The organism is Pseudonocardia spirodelae (assembly GCF_037727765.1).
Classification (GTDB): Bacteria; Actinomycetota; Actinomycetes; order Mycobacteriales; family Pseudonocardiaceae; genus Pseudonocardia; species Pseudonocardia spirodelae.
Window position 1 is genome coordinate 1 of sequence record NZ_JBBJUP010000023.1, and the last position, 20,020, is coordinate 20,020.

The 20,020-nt window shown below is 74.2% G+C and carries 18 protein-coding genes and 1 tRNA gene; 3 read left to right on the forward strand and 16 right to left on the reverse strand.

Translation table 11 applies throughout. The features are described from left to right. On the reverse strand, positions 1-653 hold a 653-nt coding region (gene grpE, locus WJX68_RS22565; protein ID WP_340294407.1), incomplete at its 3' end, for a nucleotide exchange factor GrpE. A 38-nt stretch (positions 654-691) separates the two neighbouring features. Next, entirely contained in the window at positions 692-2,560 is a 1,869-nt protein-coding gene (gene dnaK / locus WJX68_RS22570) for a molecular chaperone DnaK (protein WP_340294409.1), read from the reverse strand. Between the two features lie 336 nt (positions 2,561-2,896). Here dnaK and WJX68_RS22575 point away from each other — a divergent pair, with 336 nt between their 5' ends. Then, positions 2,897-3,718 (forward strand): ESX secretion-associated protein EspG, encoded by an 822-nt coding sequence (locus WJX68_RS22575; protein WP_340294411.1) that lies wholly within the window; start codon positions 2,897-2,899, stop codon positions 3,716-3,718. A 6-nt stretch (positions 3,719-3,724) separates the two neighbouring features. Here the strand turns inward: WJX68_RS22575 and WJX68_RS22580 are convergent, their stop codons facing one another. From WJX68_RS22580 to WJX68_RS22610, 7 genes are read right to left on the reverse strand one after another with little or no spacing between them, the layout of a single operon-like run. Further along, positions 3,725-4,123, reverse strand: coding sequence for a hypothetical protein (locus tag WJX68_RS22580; RefSeq protein ID WP_340294413.1), 399 nt, complete (start codon positions 4,121-4,123; stop codon positions 3,725-3,727). A gap of 28 nt (positions 4,124-4,151) precedes the next feature. Beyond that, positions 4,152-5,177 carry a C40 family peptidase gene (locus tag WJX68_RS22585; RefSeq protein WP_340294415.1) on the reverse strand — a complete coding sequence of 342 codons (1,026 nt, stop codon included), beginning with the start codon at positions 5,175-5,177 and terminating at the stop codon, positions 4,152-4,154. Beyond that, complete coding sequence (locus tag WJX68_RS22590; RefSeq protein ID WP_340294417.1) at positions 5,174-5,770, reverse strand: hypothetical protein; 597 nt, start codon at positions 5,768-5,770, stop codon at positions 5,174-5,176. The genes WJX68_RS22585 and WJX68_RS22590 overlap by 4 nt, the downstream gene beginning before the upstream one ends. Beyond that, positions 5,760-7,682, reverse strand: a complete 1,923-nt coding sequence (locus WJX68_RS22595; RefSeq protein WP_340294419.1) for a hypothetical protein — start codon at positions 7,680-7,682, stop codon at positions 5,760-5,762. The genes WJX68_RS22590 and WJX68_RS22595 overlap by 11 nt, the downstream gene beginning before the upstream one ends. Then, positions 7,679-10,726, reverse strand: coding sequence for an ATP-binding protein (locus WJX68_RS22600; RefSeq protein WP_422785758.1), 3,048 nt, complete (start codon positions 10,724-10,726; stop codon positions 7,679-7,681). Before WJX68_RS22600 ends, WJX68_RS22595 begins: the two co-directional genes overlap by 4 nt. Beyond that, positions 10,713-11,372 (reverse strand): hypothetical protein, encoded by a 660-nt coding sequence (locus WJX68_RS22605; protein ID WP_340294421.1) that lies wholly within the window; start codon positions 11,370-11,372, stop codon positions 10,713-10,715. Before WJX68_RS22605 ends, WJX68_RS22600 begins: the two co-directional genes overlap by 14 nt. Positions 11,373-11,375: 3 nt before the next feature. Continuing rightward, positions 11,376-11,654 (reverse strand): hypothetical protein, encoded by a 279-nt coding sequence (locus WJX68_RS22610; RefSeq protein ID WP_340294423.1) that lies wholly within the window; start codon positions 11,652-11,654, stop codon positions 11,376-11,378. Between the two features lie 513 nt (positions 11,655-12,167). Between WJX68_RS22610 and WJX68_RS22615 the strand changes: the two genes are divergently transcribed. Beyond that, on the forward strand, positions 12,168-14,612 hold the full coding sequence (locus WJX68_RS22615) for a heterodisulfide reductase-related iron-sulfur binding cluster (RefSeq protein WP_340294425.1): 2,445 nt from the start codon (positions 12,168-12,170) through the stop codon (positions 14,610-14,612). Between the two features lie 63 nt (positions 14,613-14,675). Here WJX68_RS22615 and WJX68_RS22620 read toward each other — a convergent pair whose 3' ends face one another. Genes WJX68_RS22620 through WJX68_RS22630 form a run of 3 tightly spaced genes read right to left on the reverse strand, consistent with a single transcriptional unit; the run spans position 14,676 to position 17,582 of the window. Continuing rightward, a complete protein-coding gene (locus tag WJX68_RS22620) occupies positions 14,676-15,743 on the reverse strand; it encodes a hypothetical protein (RefSeq protein WP_340294427.1) in 1,068 nt (355 codons plus the stop codon). 46 nt (positions 15,744-15,789) lie between these two features. Further along, positions 15,790-16,374 carry a dCTP deaminase gene (gene dcd, locus WJX68_RS22625; RefSeq protein ID WP_340294429.1) on the reverse strand — a complete coding sequence of 195 codons (585 nt, stop codon included), beginning with the start codon at positions 16,372-16,374 and terminating at the stop codon, positions 15,790-15,792. A 26-nt stretch (positions 16,375-16,400) separates the two neighbouring features. Further along, positions 16,401-17,582, reverse strand: coding sequence for a UDP-N-acetylglucosamine 2-epimerase (locus tag WJX68_RS22630; protein WP_340294431.1), 1,182 nt, complete (start codon positions 17,580-17,582; stop codon positions 16,401-16,403). Positions 17,583-17,744: 162 nt separating this feature from the next. Here WJX68_RS22630 and WJX68_RS22635 point away from each other — a divergent pair. After that, a tRNA-Gly gene (locus tag WJX68_RS22635) sits at positions 17,745-17,815 on the forward strand. A 107-nt stretch (positions 17,816-17,922) separates the two neighbouring features. Here WJX68_RS22635 and WJX68_RS22640 read toward each other — a convergent pair. From WJX68_RS22640 to WJX68_RS22655, 4 genes are all read right to left on the reverse strand, one after another. Continuing rightward, entirely contained in the window at positions 17,923-18,555 is a 633-nt protein-coding gene (locus WJX68_RS22640; protein ID WP_340294433.1) for a uridine kinase family protein, read from the reverse strand. Positions 18,556-18,610: 55 nt separating this feature from the next. Further along, entirely contained in the window at positions 18,611-18,793 is a 183-nt protein-coding gene (locus tag WJX68_RS22645) for a YegP family protein (RefSeq protein WP_340294435.1), read from the reverse strand. 147 nt (positions 18,794-18,940) lie between these two features. Further along, positions 18,941-19,315: a hypothetical protein gene (locus tag WJX68_RS22650; RefSeq protein ID WP_340294437.1), complete on the reverse strand. Its 375-nt coding sequence runs from the start codon at positions 19,313-19,315 to the stop codon at positions 18,941-18,943. Positions 19,316-19,369: 54 nt separating this feature from the next. Continuing rightward, the gene (locus WJX68_RS22655; protein ID WP_340294439.1) at positions 19,370-20,002 is read right to left on the reverse strand and encodes a pyridoxamine 5'-phosphate oxidase family protein; all 633 of its coding nucleotides are present in this window, start codon (positions 20,000-20,002) and stop codon (positions 19,370-19,372) included. Positions 20,003-20,020 lie beyond the last annotated feature (18 nt).

Below are 20,020 nucleotides of genomic sequence, written 5' to 3' on the forward strand. Positions count from 1 at the left end.
GCGGGGTTCTGCGGCTCGCCGTCGCCGGCGTCCGCGCCGCCCCCGGCCTCGGGGCGGTCCTGCACGGTCACCATCGCCGGCCGGAGGACCCGGTCGGAGATCCGGTAGCCCCGGCGCAGCACCGTCGACAGCACGGTGACCGTGGGGCCGGAGCCTTCGGCCGGCTCGTGCTGCACGGCCTCGTGCAGCTGCGGGTCGAAGGACTCGCCCTCGGCCCCGAACGGCTCGAGGCCGAGCTTCGTCAGCACCGCCGTGACCTTGTCGGCCGCGGCCTTGAACGCCCCCGTGAGGTCGCCGTGCTGCTCGGCGCGCTCGAAGTCGTCGAGCACCACCAGCAGGTCACCCGCGAAGGAGACCTTCGCGTCGACCCTGGCCTGCTCGCGGTCGCGGTCGGCCCGGCGCCGGTAGTTCGCGTACTCGGCGCTGACCCGCTGCAGGTCCGCGGTGCGCTCGGCGGCCTCGGACCGCAGCTTCTCGACCTCCGGGTCCTCCCCGTCGGCCGGGCCCGCGACCTGCTCGCCGTCCCCGGCCGGGGCCGCCGCGTCGGCGGCCCCGGTCGTGGTGGCGTCGGTGCGGACCTCGCCGGTCTCCGGGTCCACCTTGCGGCGGTCGGAGAACGTCACCGGCTCCTCCTGCTTCTGCTCGTCTGCCATGTCGACCGTCCTGTCGTGGAGTGGATGGCCGCCGGCCGTCACTTGTCGCCCTTGGCGTCCTTGTCGTCGTCCACGATCTCGGCGTCGACGACGTCGTCCTGCTGCTGACCGGCGGAACCGGACGCACCGGCGTCTCCGGCCGCACCCGCGGCGCCCTCGGCGCCGGGCTGGGCGTACAGGGCGGACCCCATCTTCTGGGACTCGGTGGCGAGCTTCTCCATGGAGGACTTGACGGCCTCGTGGTCGGTGCCCTTCAGCGCCTCCTGGGCCTCGCCCAGCGCGGCGTTGACCGAGTCCTTGACCTCGGACGGGAGCTTCTCGTCGTTCTCCTTGACGAACTTCTCCGTCTGGTAGACGAGGGTCTCCGCCTGGTTGCGGGTCTCGGCCTCCTCACGACGCTTCGCGTCTTCCTCGGCGTGCGCCTCGGCCTCCTTGACCATGCGGTCGATGTCGTCCTTGGACAGCGCCGAGCCGCCGGTGATCGTCATCTCCTGGCTCTTGCCGGTACCCATGTCCTTCGCGGACACGTTGACGATGCCGTTGGCGTCGATGTCGAAGGACACCTCGATCTGCGGGACGCCGCGCGGGGCCGGCGCGATGCCGGTCAGCTCGAACATGCCGAGCTTCTTGTTGTACGCGGCGATCTCGCGCTCGCCCTGGAAGACCTGGATCTGCACCGACGGCTGGTTGTCGTCCGCGGTGGAGAAGATCTCCGAGCGCTTGGTCGGGATCGTGGTGTTCTTCTCGATCAGCTTGGTCATGACTCCGCCCTTGGTCTCGATGCCCAGGGACAGCGGGGTGACGTCGAGCAGCAGGACGTCCTTGACCTCACCGCGCAGCACACCGGCCTGCAGGGCGGCGCCGGCGGCGACGACCTCGTCCGGGTTGACGCCCTTGTTGGGCTCCTTGCCGCCGGTCAGCTCCTTGACGAGCTCGGTCACGGCCGGCATCCGGGTGGAGCCGCCGACGAGCACGACGTGGTCGATCTGGTTCACCGAGATGCCGGCGTCCTTGATGACCTGGTTGAACGGCTGGCGGGTGCGGTCCAGGAGGTCCTGGGTGATCCGCTGGAACTCCGCGCGGGACAGCGTCTCGTCCAGGAACAGCGGGTTCTTGTCCGAGTCGACCGTGATGTAGGGCAGGTTGATGCTGGTCGAGGACGAGCTGGACAGCTCGATCTTCGCCTTCTCCGCGGCCTCGCGCAGCCGCTGCATCGCCATCTTGTCCTTGGTCAGGTCGATGCCCTGCGAGGACTTGAACTTGTCGACGAGCCAGGTGACGATCCGCTCGTCCCAGTCGTCGCCACCGAGGTGGTTGTCGCCGTTGGTCGCCTTGACCTCGACGACGCCCTCGGCGATCTCGAGCAGGGACACGTCGAACGTGCCGCCACCGAGGTCGAAGACCAGGATGGTCTGCTCCTTGTCGCCCTTGTCCAGGCCGTAGGCCAGCGCGGCCGCGGTCGGCTCGTTGACGATGCGGAGCACGTTCAGGCCGGCGATCTGGCCGGCCTCCTTCGTCGCCTGACGCTGCGCGTCCTCGAAGTACGCCGGCACCGTGATGACGGCGTCGGTGACCTCGTCGCCCAGGTAGGCCTCGGCGTCCCGCTTCAGCTTCTGCAGGACGCGGGCGCTGATCTCCTGCGCGGCGTAGGTCTTGCCGTCGATCTCCGGGGTCTTCCAGTCGGTGCCGATGTGGCGCTTGACCGAGCGGAAGGTGCGGTCCGAGTTGGTGACGGCCTGGTTCTTCGCGGACTGACCGGTGAGGACCTCGCCGTTGCGTGCGAACGCGACGATCGACGGAGTGGTGCGGGCACCCTCCGAGTTCGCGATCACCGTCGGCTCGCCACCCTCGAGGACGGCGACGACGGAGTTGGTGGTCCCGAGGTCGATACCGACCGTACGAGCCATGGTGACTGCCTCCGTGGATGTGGGGGTATGAGTGCGTCCGGCTCAAGTTGTACCAGGCCGGGGAGCAGCTCGCGCATCGCCCTTGAGTGGGTCCTGCTCAACTTGCTCTCGTGGCGGTCAACGAGCACCCCCGCAGACTTGTTCCCGGCCGACTCAACTTTTCTCCGGCCGGTTCCCGCCGGCACGCGACGTCGCGCCCCCGGGCCCCGGTTCGCGGCTGCGACGGGTTCGGCCGGACGCCCCACGGCGGCCCGGCCGGCCGCCTACCGTGCCCGCCCGTGAGTCCCGGGAGCACCGCGACCGGCACGCCGTCCCGGCCCCCGAGGAGCCGCACCGATGATCGACTGGACCCGCGCCACCGTCCTGTCCGCCGCCGAGTTCGACGTCGCCCGCGACCTGCTCGACCTCGGCCGCAACCCCGCGGTCCTGGAGCTGCTCGGCCCCGGGGCCACCGACGTCGAGCGGGCCCGGGTCGTGCGGGAGTGCCGCGACTCGCTGGCCGCGCGCGGCCTGTTCACCGGCACCGCCTTCGACGAGGGCCTGGTCGACGACCTGCGCACCGTCGTCGCCCCGGAGTTCCAGCACGACCTCGTCGTCGCGCCGCCCGCCTGGCAGCGGGCGGTCGTCGCGCGGCGCGCCGGGCGGGCCGTGCTCGCCACCCGCATCGACGACGACGTCGCGCTGGTCCGCGTCCGCCCCGACGACGCGGCGGCGGTGCTCGTCGCGCTGCTCGGCGAGGTGGTCCCCGGCCCCGGCGCGACGGCGCGCATCCCCGCCGCGGTGCTGTCGGAGGCCGCCGGGCTCGCCGGCGGCGACGCGGACCGGCTCGTGCACGAGCTGCTGCGGCGCGGGTGCACCGCCGCGGAGGCCGCGCTGGTCCGGCGGATGGGGCACCTGGACGGCATCGCCCAGCTCGGGGCCGGGCGCAAGGGGCCGGACCCGTGCCGGGCGCCGGGTGTCCTGCTGGTCCACGCCACCCCCGAGGGCTGCTACCTCGCGCGCACACCGACCCCGGACGTCGTCGGCGGCCCGCTGCCCGCCGACGCCGTGGTGCACGCCGGGCCGGCCGACGCGGCACGCCTGGTCCGCGAGCTGGACCGGCTCGCGGACGCGGCCCGGTGCCGTCGCGCACCGGTCGGCGCGCACCGGGCGTGGTGACCCGGCTCAGGACAGGACGACGGTCCCCCGCGGCACCTGCCCCGCCGACGCGGGCGGCACCGTGTCGGGGGCCGCGACCCGCACCGGCAGCGAGCCGGGCACGACGCGGTCGTCGGCGTCGCGGTACTCCAGCTCCCCGTCCGGCCCCAGCTCGGTGACGTAGCCGTGCCGGGCGAGCTGGTCGTCGTCGAGCTCGGTCAGCGGCTCGGCCCGCACGGCGGACACGTCGTACTCGGGCCAGACGACGTCGGGGTAGGCGTCGTGCAGGTCGGCGAGCAGGCCGACGAACACCTGCTGCCAGCGCACGGGCATCGACTGGGCCAGCGACCGCGGGACGACGAGGTGGTCCGGGCAGGCTCCGCCCGGGGCGACGGTGTCCAGGTAGTCCGAGAGCGGGGAGCGCATGGCGCCCATGATGGGGCCTGCACCCCGCTCAGGCGGGGTTCGGCGTGGTCCCCGGCCGGGTGGCGAGCGGGACGAGGTCCCCGAAGTCCCACGGCACCGGCTGCACGCGGACCGGGAAGTTCCGGTTCGGCGCCTCGACCATCCTGCCGTCGCCGAGGTACATCGTGACGTGGTAGATCGTCGCCGGGTCCGTGGTGTCGTGGGCGTAGAACAGGAAGTCGCCCGGCTGCGCGTCGCGGACCGGCAGGTGCCCGCCGGAGTTGTACTGGTCGCGCGAGACCCGCGGGATCGTCAGGCCTGCGGCCTCGTAGGCGCGCATGAGCAGCCCGGAGCAGTCGTAGGAGTCGGGGCCGGTCGCGCCCCACACGTAGGGCTTGCCCAGCTCGCCCAGCGCGAACCCGATCGCCGCCCCGGCGACGCCCGGGGGCAGCGCACCGGTGGTGCCGGGCGCGCAGCCGGTCGGGTTGGCGACGTCGCCGATGTTCTCGACCAGCGCCGCGGCCAGGCCCTCCCACTTGGCGTAGGCCAGCGGGAACGCCGAGCGCTGCACCTCCTGCGCGGCGACGGTGACCGGCAGGGACTCCCACCCCTGGATCTCCGTCAGCCGCTCGTAGAAGATCCGGCTGCTGTAGGCGGGGTCGGTGACCTGGGCGGGGGTGCCCCACCCCTGCGACGGCCGCTGCTGGAACAGCCCGAGGGAGTCCCGGTCGCCGTAGTCGATGTTGCGGAGGGTCGACTCCTGCATCGCGGTGGCCAGCGCGACCAGCCACGCCTTGGGCGGCAGCTGCATGTCCTTGGCGACGGAGATGATCGCCGCGGCGTTCTGCTTCTGCTCGTCCGACAGCGTCTCGAAGGTGGCTCCCCCGCCGCCCCGGCCGACCGTCGCGGTGGAGATGCCGGTGTCGCACCAGGCCGCGTTCGAGCGGCCGCCGCCCAGGTTCGGGCTGAACGCGAGGAAGCCGACGGTCAGGAACAGCACCAGCGCCATGCCGATGGCGACGAACGGCAGCAGCAGCCGCAGGGGGCGCAGCGCGCGGGTGAGCGGGGTGCTCATGCGCGGTCGTAGCGGGACACCTTCCAGCCCGCCTCGGTGTCGACGACCAGGACCTTCAGGGTCAGCGTGTCGGTCGGCACGGTCGCCTCGACGCTCTTCGGCGCGACCCGCGTCGCGGTGGCGGGCCCGGTGACCCGGGAGGCGGGCACGTTCGCCGGGTCGACGCCGGCGAGCACCCCGAGGAACTCGTCGGTCGTGTACGGGCGCAGGCCGGCGACCCACTGCTGCGCGGTGCCGCCCTCGGGGTGGTTCACCCAGGCCGACGCCCACACCCGCGCGGTCTCCAGCGCCGCCCGCGGGGCCTGCGCCACCGGCAGGGACTCCGGGGTCAGCTCGGGCACCGGGGGCAGCAGCGTCGGCGTCGGCGTCGCGGCCACGCCGGACGAGCCGCCGTCCCAGCGGTTGCCGCCGGTGGTCCCACCGTCGACGAGACCGCCACCGGCGGTCCCGCTCGCGTTGCCGAGCGAGACCAGGCCGAACACGAGACCGCCCAGGACCAGCACCGTGACGGCGAGGCGGGCCGGTGAGCGCAGCGGCCACTGCCAGATGGCGCGGTAGGCGCCGGCCCGGCCGCGGGAGGACCTAATCGGCACGGTCGCCCCAGACGTCGCCGCCGGTGCGGGCCGCCCGCGGGCGGTAGATCTTGTAGACGGGCACCCCGTCGACCAGCTCCGGGGTCACCGGGGACGGGTCGCCGGGGCGGCGCGGGCCGGTGTCGTCGCGCCGGTAGATCGAGCGGTCGTCGACCTCGCCGGGGTCCACCCGCGGGGCGAACCCCGTGTCCGGGCGCCCGGAGGCCCCGACCGGGAGCGCCCCGCGGCGCGGCTCGGCGATCCGGGCGGCCTCCGGCGCGACCGGGGCGACGGTGCGCCGGCGCGGCAGCCGGGCGCCCGGCCCGGCGACGGTCTCGGCCTCGGGGCGGGCGGCGTCGGTGTCGCCGGGGCCGCCGGGGGTGCCGCGCTCGGACCACCAGCGGGACTGGCGCTCGGCGGCCGGGTCCGGGCCGCGCATCCGGTTCCACACCCGCGACACGGGGCCGTCGCCGATGCCGGGGACGATCCCGCCGAACTGCTCGCGGGTGAGCGTCACCATCGAGACCAGCCGCCGGAACGGCCGCGCCACGGCCCACAGCACGAGCGTCACCACGCCGGTGACCAGCAGCGCGAGCCACAGGTCGACCCCGGAGCCGGGGGCGAACAGCGACACGACGAGCAGCGCGTGCAACCCGGCCAGCGCCCCGACGACCAGCGTGTTCACCACGGCGGCCCCGCCGACCCGCAGGATCGCCGGGACGACGTCGGGTTTCAGCAGCGCGACGACGGCGATGGCGGGCGCCGTCACCACCATCAGCCGGATGATCAGCAGCGCGACCAGCACCAGCACCTTGGACAGGAGCTGGAACAGCGCGATGCACGCGGCCTGGATCAGCGCGAGGGTGCCGGCGCCGATCCGGCTGCCGGACGCGCCGGTGAAGTAGGAGTAGCGGTCGCCCATCCGGTCCGCGAGCGCGGAGTACTCGGACTTCTTGCGCTCGGCCGTCTCGCTCGTGTCCTCGCCGCGGTCGACCTCGTCGATGGTGAACGCCTGCGCCCGCAGCAGGTCACGGCCCAGCTCCCGGGCCTGCGGGACGTCCGGTGCGCCGAAGGTGCCGCGCAGCCAGTTCTGGTAGGCGACCTGGTCGACGAGCACCGTCGGCAGGGTGTCGCGGGTGCCCAGGCCGACCTGGCCGAGGAAGCCCTCCTGCATCTGCGTGACGCCGTCGAGCAGCAGGTCGTCCGCGGCCCGCGACCAGTCCACCGGGGCCAGGTACGCGGCCGAGCCCAGCATGAGCGCGAGCACGGCGATGCCGGTGCGCTGGGCCTGGCGGGCGAGCTCGCCGCGCATCGCGAGCAGCAGCACGATGATCGCGAACCCGAGCAGGGCGAGCCCCACCCAGGTGGTGAACACCGTCTCGTACATCGCCCGGGTCGCGGTGGTGATGACCTGGTCGAGCGGTTCGAACAGGGCCCCGCCGTCGGCGATGAGGTAGTGCGCCCAGTTGACGCCGCCGACGGTCAGCTTGGCGACGTTGAAGACCTGGTTGCCCAGCCAGGTGTCGGTGGTGACCGACGGGTTCAGCACGCCCGACGCGGCGCAGCCCAGGTCGTAGTTGTGCCAGACGAGCCCGGCGTAGCCGACCTCCTCGTAGACCGACCCGGCCTCGCCGTGCAGTGCCGACGGCCGGTCGAGCGACCCGACCAGACCGGTGCCCGGGCGGTCGGGCTCGGGCGGGGTCTTGCAGTCCAGGGCCTGCGCCATCGCCGGGGTGCCGAGCAGCAGCGCGCCGCCCGCGACGGCGGTGACCAGCAGGACCGCCGTCGGGCGGCGACGGCGGCGGGTCGTCTCCGGGGTGTCGGGCCGGCGGGCCCGGCGCGCCCGGCGCACCGAGACGACGACGGCCGCGAGCAGCACGCCCAGCACGACCCAGGGCCCGGCACCGCCGGTGGGGTCGGCGCCCGCCGTCACCGTCCGTCCCCGTCGGGGGGCGGGACCGGGGGGTGGCCGTTCGCGGAGCCGTCCACGGGGGCGGAGCCGTTCACCGGGGCGGAGCCGTTCACCGGGGCGGGTTCGTCGACCACCCAGTCGTCGTCGAGCTCGTCGAGCAGGTCGAGCTGCTCGTCGTCGTAGAGCTCCGCACGCCCGACGGCGGCGTCGGTCGCCGCGACGGACACGACCTGCACCCCACCGGCGCGGATCCCGCCGGACAGCACCGGGTCGTCGTCGCCGGGGCCGATCCGGGTGTCGGTGGTCAGGTCGATCTCGTCGCCGTCGAGGTCGGGCAGGGCCACGGGCACCGGCTCGCGCCGGGCCGGCAGCGGGCTCGGCTCGTCCGGGGCGGTCATCTCCGGGTGCCCGGGCGCGGTGAGCGCCGGGCCGCCGGACCGCGGGGCGGCGACGCGGGCGGCGTCGGGGTTGGTGTCGAGCGCCTCGCGGACGTGCTCCAGGTGCGGGGCCTCGAGGTCGATGCGGACCTTCTCGACGCCGCCGTGGCCGTCGGCGAACACGAACTGGCGGGGCGCGTCGTCGGGCCGGTCGTCGTGGCGGGGGCGCGGGGACAGCGTCCCGAGCATCTCCTCGTAGCCGACGTCGGTCGGCACGCGCAGCAGCCGCAGCGCCTCGGACTGCGCCTCCTCGTCGTCGGTCCGCCCGACGAACACCGCGTTGACCAGCGACGCGAACCCCGACACCCGCAGCAGGTCGCCCGCCAGCTGGGAGGCGAACAGGGCGCGGACGTTGAACTTGCGGGAGTCGCGCGCCAGCCGGTCGATGAGCACCTTGCCGGTGGGCACCTGGGACAGGAAGTGCGTCTCGTCGAGCGCGACGCCCTTGCGCAGGTTGCGGTCGGCGTCGTAGATCGTGCGCTGGGTCAGCCAGGACGCCAGGTTCAGCAGCTCGACGCCGAGCGACTCGTTGTCGGTCCACTCCTCGCGCGGGCTGCCCGGACGCGGCAGCGACAGCCCCTGCATGGTGAGCACGGTGAGCCGGTAGTCGCGGTCGGCGTGCCAGGGGTCGGCGCGGGTCTCGTCCGGGAACAGCAGCGCGGCCTGCGGGAGCTCGCGGCGCTCGTCGAGGAAGTCGGCGACGACGCCCGCGTGGTCCTCGCCCTCGGCCGCGTTGCGGCGCAGCGCGTCGATCACCATGCCGGGGTGGCGGTCCGGGGAGCCGCCGACCTCGCGTACGGCGCGCAGCAGCACGATCCGGGTGTGCGGCTGGCGGGCGATCTCGTACGGCAGCAGCCCGGACAGCACGTCGAGCACGAGCCGGCGACGGGTGGCCGCGGCCAGCGAGCGCTCCCGCTTCCAGGCGCGCTCGGGGTCCTCGTCGTCGGCGAAGTGCTCCGGGCGCGGCTCGGCCACCACCCGGTACGGGTTGAGGATGCCGGGGTCGGCGCGCAGCAGGTTGATGTGGCGGGAGAACGGCGCGAGCTCCGGCAGCCGGGTCAGCTCGGCCAGCGGGCCGGACGGGTCGAGCACCGTCCAGCGGGCGCCCGCGCGCAGCGTCTTGTAGACCACGAGCCCGGTGAGGAACGACTTGCCCGACCCGAGCCCGCCGACGATCGCGGTCAGGCCGGACGCGCGCCGCACCTCCTGCGCGAGCCACGGGTCCCACGCGACCGGGCGCCGGGTCGCGGTGCAGGTCTCGCCGAGCATGATCCCGCGCCGGTCGCCGACGGACGCCGTGGCGGCCGGCACCGCGGCCGCGGCCCAGGTGACCGACCCGCGGCGCCGGTACGCCGTCGACGCGAGCGGCTCGCCGGGGATGAACTCGCGCGCGTAGCGGTACTGGGCCTCGGGGTGCTCGATCTGCACCTTGGGCCGGTACAGGTCGACGACCTGCTGCGCGCGGGTGGTGGCCTCGGCCTCGTCGCGGCCGGAGACGGCGATCCGCCACCAGCCGTAGAGCCGGGTGTTGAGCTGGGTGAGCCCGGTGGTGAGCTCGTCCTCGACCTCCAGCACCCGGTCGGCCTGGCGCGCCAGCGACATCGGCGGGTCGAGGTCGTGGTCGTGGGTGTAGTGCCGGATCTGGCTGCGCACCTTGCCCATCTGGCGCTGCAGCTCACCGGTGACGTCCTCCGGGCGGCGCACGTAGATCCGCGCGGACCACTCCACGGGGAACGGCAGCCGGTCGGAGTGCTGCATCCACGGGTCGTCGATCTCGGGGATGCGCAGGCCCTCCATGAGCCCGACCGACAGCACGGCGACGTTGCGGGTGACGGTCTGGCTGCGCATCCGCCCGACGACCTGCACGGTCGGCGCGTACGGCTCCTGGTGCAGGTCCACGCCCTCGGTGAAGGCGGCGAGGTCCTCCGGCTCCCAGGTCGACACCCCGCGCGGCACCGACGACAGCCCCCGCGGTGCGGGCAGCCCGAGCGCCACCGAGCGGTGCATGAGCCAGGCCATGTCCTCCGCCCCGGCCGGGACGGCGTCGAGCCCGGACCCGGCGACGAGCACGTCGAGGTGGTTGACCTCGGACTCCAGCGCGGCCAGCTCGGCCCGCACCGCCGAGGGCACGATCCGGTCCAGGACGGGTGCGGCGCGCTCCACCCAGCGGTCCAGCAGCCCGCGCCCGGAGACCTCGATGCCGAGGAAGACCTCCTTGTCCGCCATCGACAGGCCCATGAGGTGGCGCTGCTCGCCCTCCAGGAAGCCGTCCCAGCCCAGCGCGCCGGGCACGTCGGGCATCCGGCCGATCGCGTTCTGGTCGAACGACTCGGCCCACATGTGCACCGGGTAGGGCCGGGTGGTGACGCGCAGGTGCAGCCAGCGGCCCTGCAGCTCGCCGAGCTGCGCGGCGATCTGGCGGATCAGCACCTCGCGCTGGTTGTCGCTGCGGAAGCTCCAGGCCTGCGCCGCGAGCCGGTACCAGGCCATGACCTGGCCGTTCGTCCGCGTGAGGTGCCCGTCGATCGAGCGCAGCGCGATCGACGGCGTGTAGTCCGACCCACCCTCGCCGGCCCGGGCCCGGCGGCGCCGCGTCGAGGTGCGGGGGGTGCGCTCAGGTGCGGCCACGGTGGCCACTCCTGCGCCACGGATCGGGGTGGCTGGACCGCGCGGGCGTGCTCACGCCGCGTCCGCGCGAGGCGCCGCGGCCCCGCCGGAACCGTCCGGGACGCGGTGCGCTGCCGGGCTCGGGCAGCGGCGGCACGACCCGCCGCGGTGCGGGGCCGGCCGCGTCCTGCGGGGGCACGGGGACCGACACCACGGGCGTGCCGTCCGCGACGACGGCGGTGGGCAGCGCGGTGCGGCGCGGGGTCCCGAGCGCCCGGGCCGGTCGCGACGACGGCGTGCCCGGCCGGGCGCGGGTCGCGTGCACCCGGACGTGCCCGGCACGCACCGAGCCGCCCCCGGCGCGCCGTCCGGCCCGCGGACCGGTCACCTCGGCCCAGAACTGGCCGAGCACCTGGCCGAGCGGACGCTCGTAGTCGATCTTCTTGCCGAGGACGCGGGTGACCGCGACCGTGCCGACCAGCGCCCAGGCCACGGAGAAGAAGTCCAGGCCGATGCCGAGCCGGCGCTGGACGAACATGATCAGCATCATGACGAGGAGCCCCACGCCGTAGCTGACGTAGCGGGCGCGCCAGGGGAAGGTGGCGCGCGGCGGACCGAGCCAGACGGCGTCGACGCGGTAGACCTCGTCGTCCGTGCGAACGAGCACGGATCAGCCCGGGGTCACGAGCAGGTTGGCCAGTGCCTGTCCGATCGCGGGACCGCTGCCGGTCACCGCGATGCCCAGTGCGATGAGGCCCACGAGCAGGCCGATGCTGCGCCGGGCCACGCCGGCGTTGTCACCACGGCCGCCGATCCACAGCAGGATGACGGCGATCGCGAGCAGGATCAGCGGCACGATGTTGTTCGTGATCCAGTCGCGGAGGTTGACCGTGGTCAGCTGCCCGCCCTGGGCGAGCACCAGCTGGATCGCCTCGAACGAGGTCTTCACAGCTCCTCCTTGCGGCAGTCCGCTTGTCCCGGTCGCTCCCGCAGGCGAGTAGACCACGAGACCCGTACGGGATCCTAGAGCCTGCACCACTCGGCCCACGCGTGCGCCACGCTGGGCGACCGTTCCGACACGGTCGGCCCACCCGATCCGGCGTGACTCCGGTCTCGCCCCGGACACACCCCTGGCCCGGAATGTCATGGTGAGCGCTGGCTACTGTTCGGTAACAAGCCTGCCCGACCACGGGCCGGACCGGACGTGGTGCGGTCGGGCGCACTACCCTTCGCCCGACCGTCGTCGCGTCCCACCACCACAGCGCGACGACGTCGTCCGAGGAGGCACCGCGATGGAGAGGCCCGCCCGGTCCCGGCGGCACGGTTCGCCGTGCCCGCACGGCCGCGCGTCCGCCGCCCCGGTGCCCCGCCGGACCGGTTCCCCGATCCCCGTCCCGACCCGACACGGCAGCACCGCGCTACGGCAGGGACCGCCGGGTGTTCTACAGGGAGGTTCCTCCACATGACCTGGGTGCAGTACACGCTCGGCACCGTCACCGTGCTCTCGGCGATCGTCGCGGTCGTCCTCGTCGCGCTGACGGTGACCCGGATGGTGCGGATCATCCGACTCGGCGAGTCCGACCCGACGCGCACGGGCCCGTTCGGGCCGCGGTTCGCGACGATGCTCAAGGAGACCCTGGGTCACACCAGGATGCTCAAGTGGACGAAGGTCGGCATCGTCCACTGGCTGGTGATGGTCGGCTTCGGCGGGCTGTTCCTGGCGCTGGTCGAGGCGTTCGTCGAGGTGTGGAACCCGACGTTCCACCTGCCGGTCATCGGCCAGTGGTCGGTGTACTCGCTGTTCGTCGAGATCCTCGGCGTCGGCACCGTCGTCGGCATCGCGGCGCTGATCGTGATCCGCCAGGCGAACAACCCCCGCCTGCAGGGCCGCATGTCGCGGTTCTACGGCTCCAACATGGGCCGCGCGTACTTCGTCGAGGCCATCGTGTTCCTCGAGGGCCTGGGCATCCTGGTCGTGCGCGGCGCGAAGATCTCCCTCGGCGCGTTCGACGTGCCGACCTGGTCCGCGCCGGTCTCCGCGGCGCTGTCGGCGGTGCTGCCCGCCTCGACCACCCTGGTCAGCGTGTTCGCCGCGGTGAAGGTGCTGTCGGCGACGGTCTGGCTGATCGTCATCGCGCTCACCCCGACGATGGGCGTGGCCTGGCACCGCTTCACCGCGTTCCCGAACATCTACTTCAAGCGCAACGACGACGGCTACAAGGCCCTCGGCGCGACCCGGCCGATGATGTCGAACGGCAAGCCGCTCGACCTGGAGGAGGCCGACCCCGACACCGACACCTTCGGCGTCGGCAAGGTCGAGGACTTCACCTGGAAGGGCCTGCTGGACTTCACGACCTGCACCGAGTGCGGCCGCTGCCAGTCCCAGTGCCCGGCGTGGAACACCGAGAAGCCGCTGAGCCCGAAGCTGCTGGTCAACGCGCTGCGCGACCACGCCTACGAGAAGGCGCCCTACCTGCTCGCCGGCGGCAGCCGCGACATGGCGGGCGACGAGGTCGGCATCACCGGCGAGGGCGCCGAGGAGCGGCTCAAGACCATCCCGGTCGACGCCCTGGAGGCCGCCGGTCGCCCGCTGGTCGGCGGCGAGGACGTCATGGGCGTCATCGACCCGGACATCCTGTGGTCCTGCACCACCTGCGGCGCCTGCGTCGAGCAGTGCCCGGTCGACATCGAGCACGTCGACCACATCATCGACATGCGCCGCTACCAGGTCCTCATCGAGACCGAGTTCCCCACCGAGCTCAACTCGCTGTTCAAGAACCTGGAGAACAAGGGCAACCCCTGGGGCCAGAACGCCAAGGACCGCCTCGAGTGGACCAAGGGCCTGGACTTCGAGGTCCCGGTCGTCGAGGGCGAGCTCGACGCCGACACCGAGTACCTGTTCTGGGTCGGCTGCGCCGGCGCGTTCGACGACGGCCAGAAGAAGACCATCCGCTCCACCGCGGAGCTGCTGCACCGGGCCGGGGTGAACTTCGCCGTCCTCGGGTCGGGCGAGACCTGCACCGGTGACCCGGCGCGCCGCTCCGGCAACGAGTTCGTGTTCCAGATGCTGGCCCAGGAGAACGTCGAGACGCTCAACACCGTCTTCTCCGGGCGCGAGGCCGGCACCCGCAAGATCGTCACGACCTGCCCGCACTGCCTCAACACCCTGGGCCGGGAGTACCCCCAGCTCGACGGGCACTACGAGGTCGTGCACCACACCCAGCTGCTGAACAAGCTGGTGCGGGAGAAGAAGCTGGTCCCGGTGTCCGCGCCGTCCGCCGACGCCGCCCCGGTCACTTACCACGACCCGTGCTACCTGGGCCGCCACAACGAGGTCTACGAGGACCCGCGGGCCCTGGTCAGCGCGGCCGGCGCGACGCTCTCGGAGATGCCGCGCCACGCCGAGCGGTCGATGTGCTGCGGTGCCGGTGGCGCCCGGATGTGGATGGAGGAGCGCATCGGCAAGCGCATCAACTTCACCCGCGCCGAGGAGGCCGCCGAGACCCTCACCAAGGCCGGGGGCGGCTCGGAGCCGTCCGGGACGCTGGCGGTCGGCTGCCCGTTCTGCCGCACGATGATGACCGACGGCGTCAACCAGACCGCCGGTGAGGCCGTCCAGGTCCAGGACGTCTCGCAGATGCTGCTGGCCGCGGTGAAGCGGGGCGACCCGGCGCCGGAGCCGGCCGCCGAGGAGACGACCGCCGAGGACGCGCCGACCACCGACACCCCGGCCGTCGCGACCGACGGCGCCGAGGTCGCCGCCGAGTCGGCGAAGCAGGAGCCGGCCGGCTCGGACGGGGCGTCGAGCACCGGCACCCCGGCGTCGTCGGGCAACGGCGCGGGCAACGGGTCGAGCAACGGGTCGTCGCCGGAGCAGGCGTCCTCGGAGCGCACCAACGAGAACTGACCCACCGACGACGACGGCCGGGCACCCGCGCAGGGGCCCGGCCGTCGTCGTGTGCGGGGGTGCTCAGCAGGGTGTGAAGGCGCTGACCTGGTAGGTCGTGGTGGCGGTGCGGGTCAGCGTCACCCGGCCCAGCTGCGGGGCCGCCGCCCCCCAGGCCGAGCTGCAGGCGTCGACGACGGTGGTGCCGCCGACCGCGACGTCCGGGTCGGGGCGGCGGTCCGGCTCGGTCACCGCCGCACCGGCGGGCATCCGCCCGTGCAGGACGCCGACGGCGTCCTCACAGGTCGCGGCACCGGTCGCGGCCTGCAGCTGGGCCAGCGCGGCGGGCTGGGCGAGCCGGCAGACCCGCGACGGGTTCGGCGACGCGACGCCGGTGTCGAGCGAGACGAGCGCGAGCTGCGGCCGCGCGACGCCGAGGTCGGTCCGGAACTGCGCGCCGGCCCGGGCGTCGTCGCGGGCCTGCTCCTGGCGGATCTCGGTGGACCGGAACGTCCAGCCGACCCCGGACACGACGAGCAGCACCGCGCCGACGGCCAGGAGCTTCCACCGCGGCAGCAGCAGCGCCCCGGCGACGACCACCCCGACCGACAGCGCGAGCGCCCACGACCAGGGGTTCTGCCGGGTCGCGTCGACCAGCGCGCCGACGAGCACCACGCCGGCGACGTGCGGCGCCCACCCCTGCAGCAGCCGGTCGAGCCGCAGCAGCGCGAGCAGCACGAGCGTGCCGAACCCGAGTCCGACGGGGACCCACCAGCGGTCCGGGTCGTCCAGGAACGGCAGGAGCAGCAGTGCGGCGCCGGCCAGGCCGAGCGCGGTGGCGCCGCGCACGCTGCGCGGGCGCAGGCGCCGCCAGGGCGCCCACGGGTCGCGCCCGCCGGGGTCCGGGTCGCCCGGTCCCGGCGCGACCGGCCCGGACGGCGACGACGCCGGTCCGGGCGGGGGTGCCGCGGGCCGGGCGACGGGGACGAGCTCACCGCCGGGGGACGGCGCCGGGTCCACGGTCCCCTCGACCACCCGGGGCGGCTCGTCGCCGCCGGGGCGCGGGGCGGCGGGGCGGACGCCGCGGTCGGGCCGCCCGCCACGGCGACGGCCGGTGGCCCACGGGTCCGGGGAGCTGCGGTCGTCGTCCATCGCGCCCCAGGGTAGCGACGCCGTCACCCCCGCAGGGCGCTCCCGCTCAGGCCCGCCGGGTGTCGGTGCGGTGGAAGTTGCGGAACGCGCGCGACGGCGTCGGGCCCCGCTGGCCCTGGTAGCGCGAGCCGACGCCCTCGGTCCCGTAGGGCCGCTCGGCCGGGCTGGACAGGCGGAACAGGCAGAGCTGACCGATCTTCATGCCCGGCCACAGGGTGATCGGGAGGTTCGCGACGTTGGACAGCTCGAGCGTGATGTGCCCGGTGAAGCCGGGGTCGATGAACCCGGCGGTGGAGTGGGTCAGCAGGCCCAGCCGGCCGAGCGAGCTCTTGCCCTCCAGCCGTCCGGCCAGGTCGTCGGGCAGCCCGACGCGCTCGAACGTCGAGCCGAGCACGAACTCCCCCGGGTGCAGGACGAACGACTCGCCGTCCGGCGTCTCGACCGGGGTCGTCAGCTCGTCCTGCTGCTGGGCCGGGTCGATGTGGGTGTAGCGCGAGTTCTGGAACACCCGGAAGAAGCGGTCGAGCCGGACGTCCACGCTGGACGGCTGGAGCATCTCGACGTCCCACGGGTCGAGCACGAGCCGGCCGGACTCGATCTCCTTGCGCAGGTCGCCGTCGGAGAGCAGCACGCGGACACCCTATCCAGCGGGCCGGGTCACGCCTCGGACGACTCCTCCGAGTCCGACCCGACCTCGGTCGTGGAGTGCCGGCCGCCGCCGGAGAGGTCGTCGGGCAGCTGGGGGGAGCGGGTCAGCCCGAACATCCAGGCGATGGCCTGCTCGGCGCGCGCGGCCTCGAACCCGTCGGACGCGGCGCCGCGGCGGCCGTGGTCGCTGTCGAGGACCTGGGCGACGGCGGCGGCCGCGTCGTGCGCGGCGATGCTGCGGATCGAGTCGCCCGGCTGCGGCACGTTCGGGCCGTCGACGAGCACCGCGAGGGTGCCCAGGCCGGGGGCGTCGACGACGAGCTCGTGGTCGTCGCTGACCAGCACGGTCGCCGCCGCGAGCACGGCCAGCTGGTCCGGCATCGACGACTCCGCGACGACGGTGACCCGCGGGTGCGCGCCGAGCGAGCGGGCCGGCTCGTCCGCGGCGAGCGGGCCCAGCACGACGACCTCGATCCGCGGGTAGCGCTCGAGCAGGTCCGCCACCCCGCGCAGCACCGGCGCCGACGACGGCCGCGCCAGGTCGACCACGATCAGCCTGCGGTGCTCGTCCTGCACCCGCTGCAGGGCCGCGACGCAGCCGGAGTGCTGCGGGACCGGCAGCGAGTTGATCGTGTCGCCGATGGTCAGCACGTTCGGGCCGAGCGGGCTGCCGAGCGCGGAGCCGCTGGTCGTCAGGAACAGCGACGCGAGCTGCCCGATCACCCGGCGGTGCGCCTCCTGCGGGAACGGGCACAGCAGGTCGTCGGTCCCCATCCCGGCCTGCATGTGCACGATCGGGATCCGCCGCCAGAACGCGACGGTCGCGGCGACGGCGGCGGCCATCCCGCCGCCGTGCACCAGCACCGCGGACGGGTCCTGGTCGACGAGCAGCTGGTCGAGCCGGGTGAGCAGGGCCGCCGCGACGTCGGCGACGCCGTTCCCGACGTCGAGCGGCAGCAGGATCGTGATGTCGGTCGGCACTCCGAGCGCCTCGAACGCCTCGTGGACGGCCATCGGGTCCGGCCCGGTCGCGACGGTGACGCCACGGATGCGGTCGGCCGCGGCGACGGCACCGGCGACCGGGGCGAGGCGGGCGACCTCGGGACGGCTGCCCGCGATGAGCAGGATGTCGTGCTCGTGGTCCGGGGGGAACCCGGACGCGTCGCCCGTGAGCGGGTCGAACACCGTCATGGCCGTCGCCTTCCGGTCGGAGTCTGACCGACACGGAGAGTGTGTGGGGTGGTGGTGCGAAGGTCGAGCGCCGCGCGCCCGGTGGTCGGATCGTGCGACGACCGGAGGGGCGAGTCCCGTGACAGGTCCGCGGAGCGTGGTGCTAGGGTGATCGCAGCACGTGCGGATGTAGTTCAATGGTAGAACATCAGCTTCCCAAGCTGAATACGCGGGTTCGATTCCCGTCATCCGCTCAGAATACGAAGGCCCAGGTCAGCGGCGGGTTTCGCCGCCGCGCCCGGGCCTTCGTCGTATCCGGGAACGGATGCCCGCGCCCACCGGCGGACCCCACGACGAGCGGTCACCCCAGGACGACGTCGAAGCGCTCCGGGGGCATCACGCCGTCGAGGTAGTGGGTCTCGGCCGCTGCCCAGCGCGCCTCCCAGACGGGGTCGTGGTCGTCGCCGTCGCGGGTCGCGAGCCGGCGCCGGCGGACGTCACCGGGTGCGGTCAGCAGGACACGCAGGTCGAGCAGGTCGTGCAGCTCGGGACGGCAGGCGTAGGCGCCCTCCAGCACGACGACCGGGGCCGCCCGGGCGGTCGTGGCCGTCGTCGCGACGGGGGCCCGGTCGTCGTCCCAGCGTTCGTCGTCCCAGTCGAAGGCGTGCCAGGAGGCGGCGCCGCCGGCCCGCAGCCGGGTGAGCACGCTGCGCTGCGCGCGCCAGTCGGTGACCCGGTCCACGCTCTCCGGCGCGCTCCGCCGGTCCCAGGTCCGCGCGCTGCCGCCGCGGTAGAAGTCGTCGCCCTCGATCACCGTCACCACGGCGGGCCCGCCGAGCCGCGTCGCGACCGCGGCGGCGAGCGTCGACTTCCCGGACCCGCTGCGCCCGTCCAGCCCGACGACGAACGACCGGCGGCCGGCTGCCACCGGCACCGCGGGCAGCCGGTCGAGCAGGACGGCGGGCACCGTTCCCCGGCCCGAGCCGCCGGTCACGACGGGGACCCGGCCCCGCCGGCCCCGCCGACGGTGCGGGCCGGCGGGCGGCCGGTCAGGAGTCGACGTCCTCGATCCGCGCACCGTCGGCGGCACGCTGCACGGCCTCGCAGCCCTTGTGCGCGGCGGACTTCGTCGGGTAGCCCTGTCCGGAGGCGACGACCTCGCCGTTGCCCGCCTTCAGCCGGAACCGGAACTTCCCCGCCTGGTCCTCGTAGACCTCGAACTTGCCGGCCATGTCGCCCTCCCTGAACTGCGTCGATCGTCGGACAGGGGCGGACCGTAGCGGCTCCGCGGGGTGCGCACGGGGTGGGCACGCCCCCTGACGGGTGACGCGCGCGCCGGTTCCGGACCTTCGTCGCGCCCGGGGAGCATCCGGGCGGAGTCAGAGCGCGCGCGGCGTCTCGCGACGGCCGACCCACCACGCGCCGGCCCCGGCGGCGGTGAGCAGCGGGACCAGCACCAGCACGGCGGGTCCGGCGAACACCGCGGCCACCCCGAGGCCGATCAGCGCGACGCCCGCGCCCAGCCCGCTGGACACCGCCAGCGCCGTCGCCCGCTCCCCGACCGGCTCACCGGCCACCCAGGACAGCGTGCGGGCCACCCCGGCGACGAACACCGCGAGCACGATCCCCGCGACCACCGCGGCCGTCGGCAGCGCGGCACCCGCCGCGAGCACGATCGGGATCGCGAGCCCGGTCAGCACGGCGGAGAGCAGGACGCGCAGGGACCGCCGCAGCGGCAGGACGTGGGGTGTCACGTCTCCCCATTGTGCACGGTGTGACCTGCGGTTCCGATGTAATCTGCACGACCCCTAGTAGAGCTTCGCGGCGTAGCCGGAGCCGTAGTACTGCTCGATCTTCTCCAGCGGCTCGTCGGGCCGCGCGAGCCGCTTCGCGAGCTGCGCGGTGGACGGCAGCGCGTCCGGGGCGGGCCAGCTCGCCGTCGCCCACAGCTCGGAGCGCAGGAACGCCTTGGGGCAGTGGAAGTAGACCTGGTCGATCGTGACCTCGCAGGCGAGCAGCGGGCGGCGGCCCTTCACCGCGAGCTCGTCGAAGTACGGCGCGTCGCGCACCAGCCGGGCCCGGCCGTTGATGCGCAGGGTGTCGTTCCGCCCGGGGACGAGCAGGATCAGCCCGACGTGCGGGTTCTCCAGCACGTTGCGCCAGCCGTCGACGCGGCCGTTGCCGGGACGCTCGGGCACCGCGACCGTCCGGTCGTCGAGGACGTGGACGAACCCGGCCGGGTCGCCCTTGGGCGAGACGTCGCAGGTCCCGTCGGCGCCGGACGTCGCCAGCAGCAGGAACCGCGACGCGGCCAGCCAGGCCCGGTGCACGTCGACGAGATGGTCGCGCTCCTTCGCCAGCGCCGGGGCGATCGGTTGCCCGGTGATCTCCTGCAGCTCGGCGAGGCTGTCGATCGCGGTGCCGTGCGCGGTGGAGGTCATGGGGTTCACGGTAGGCGT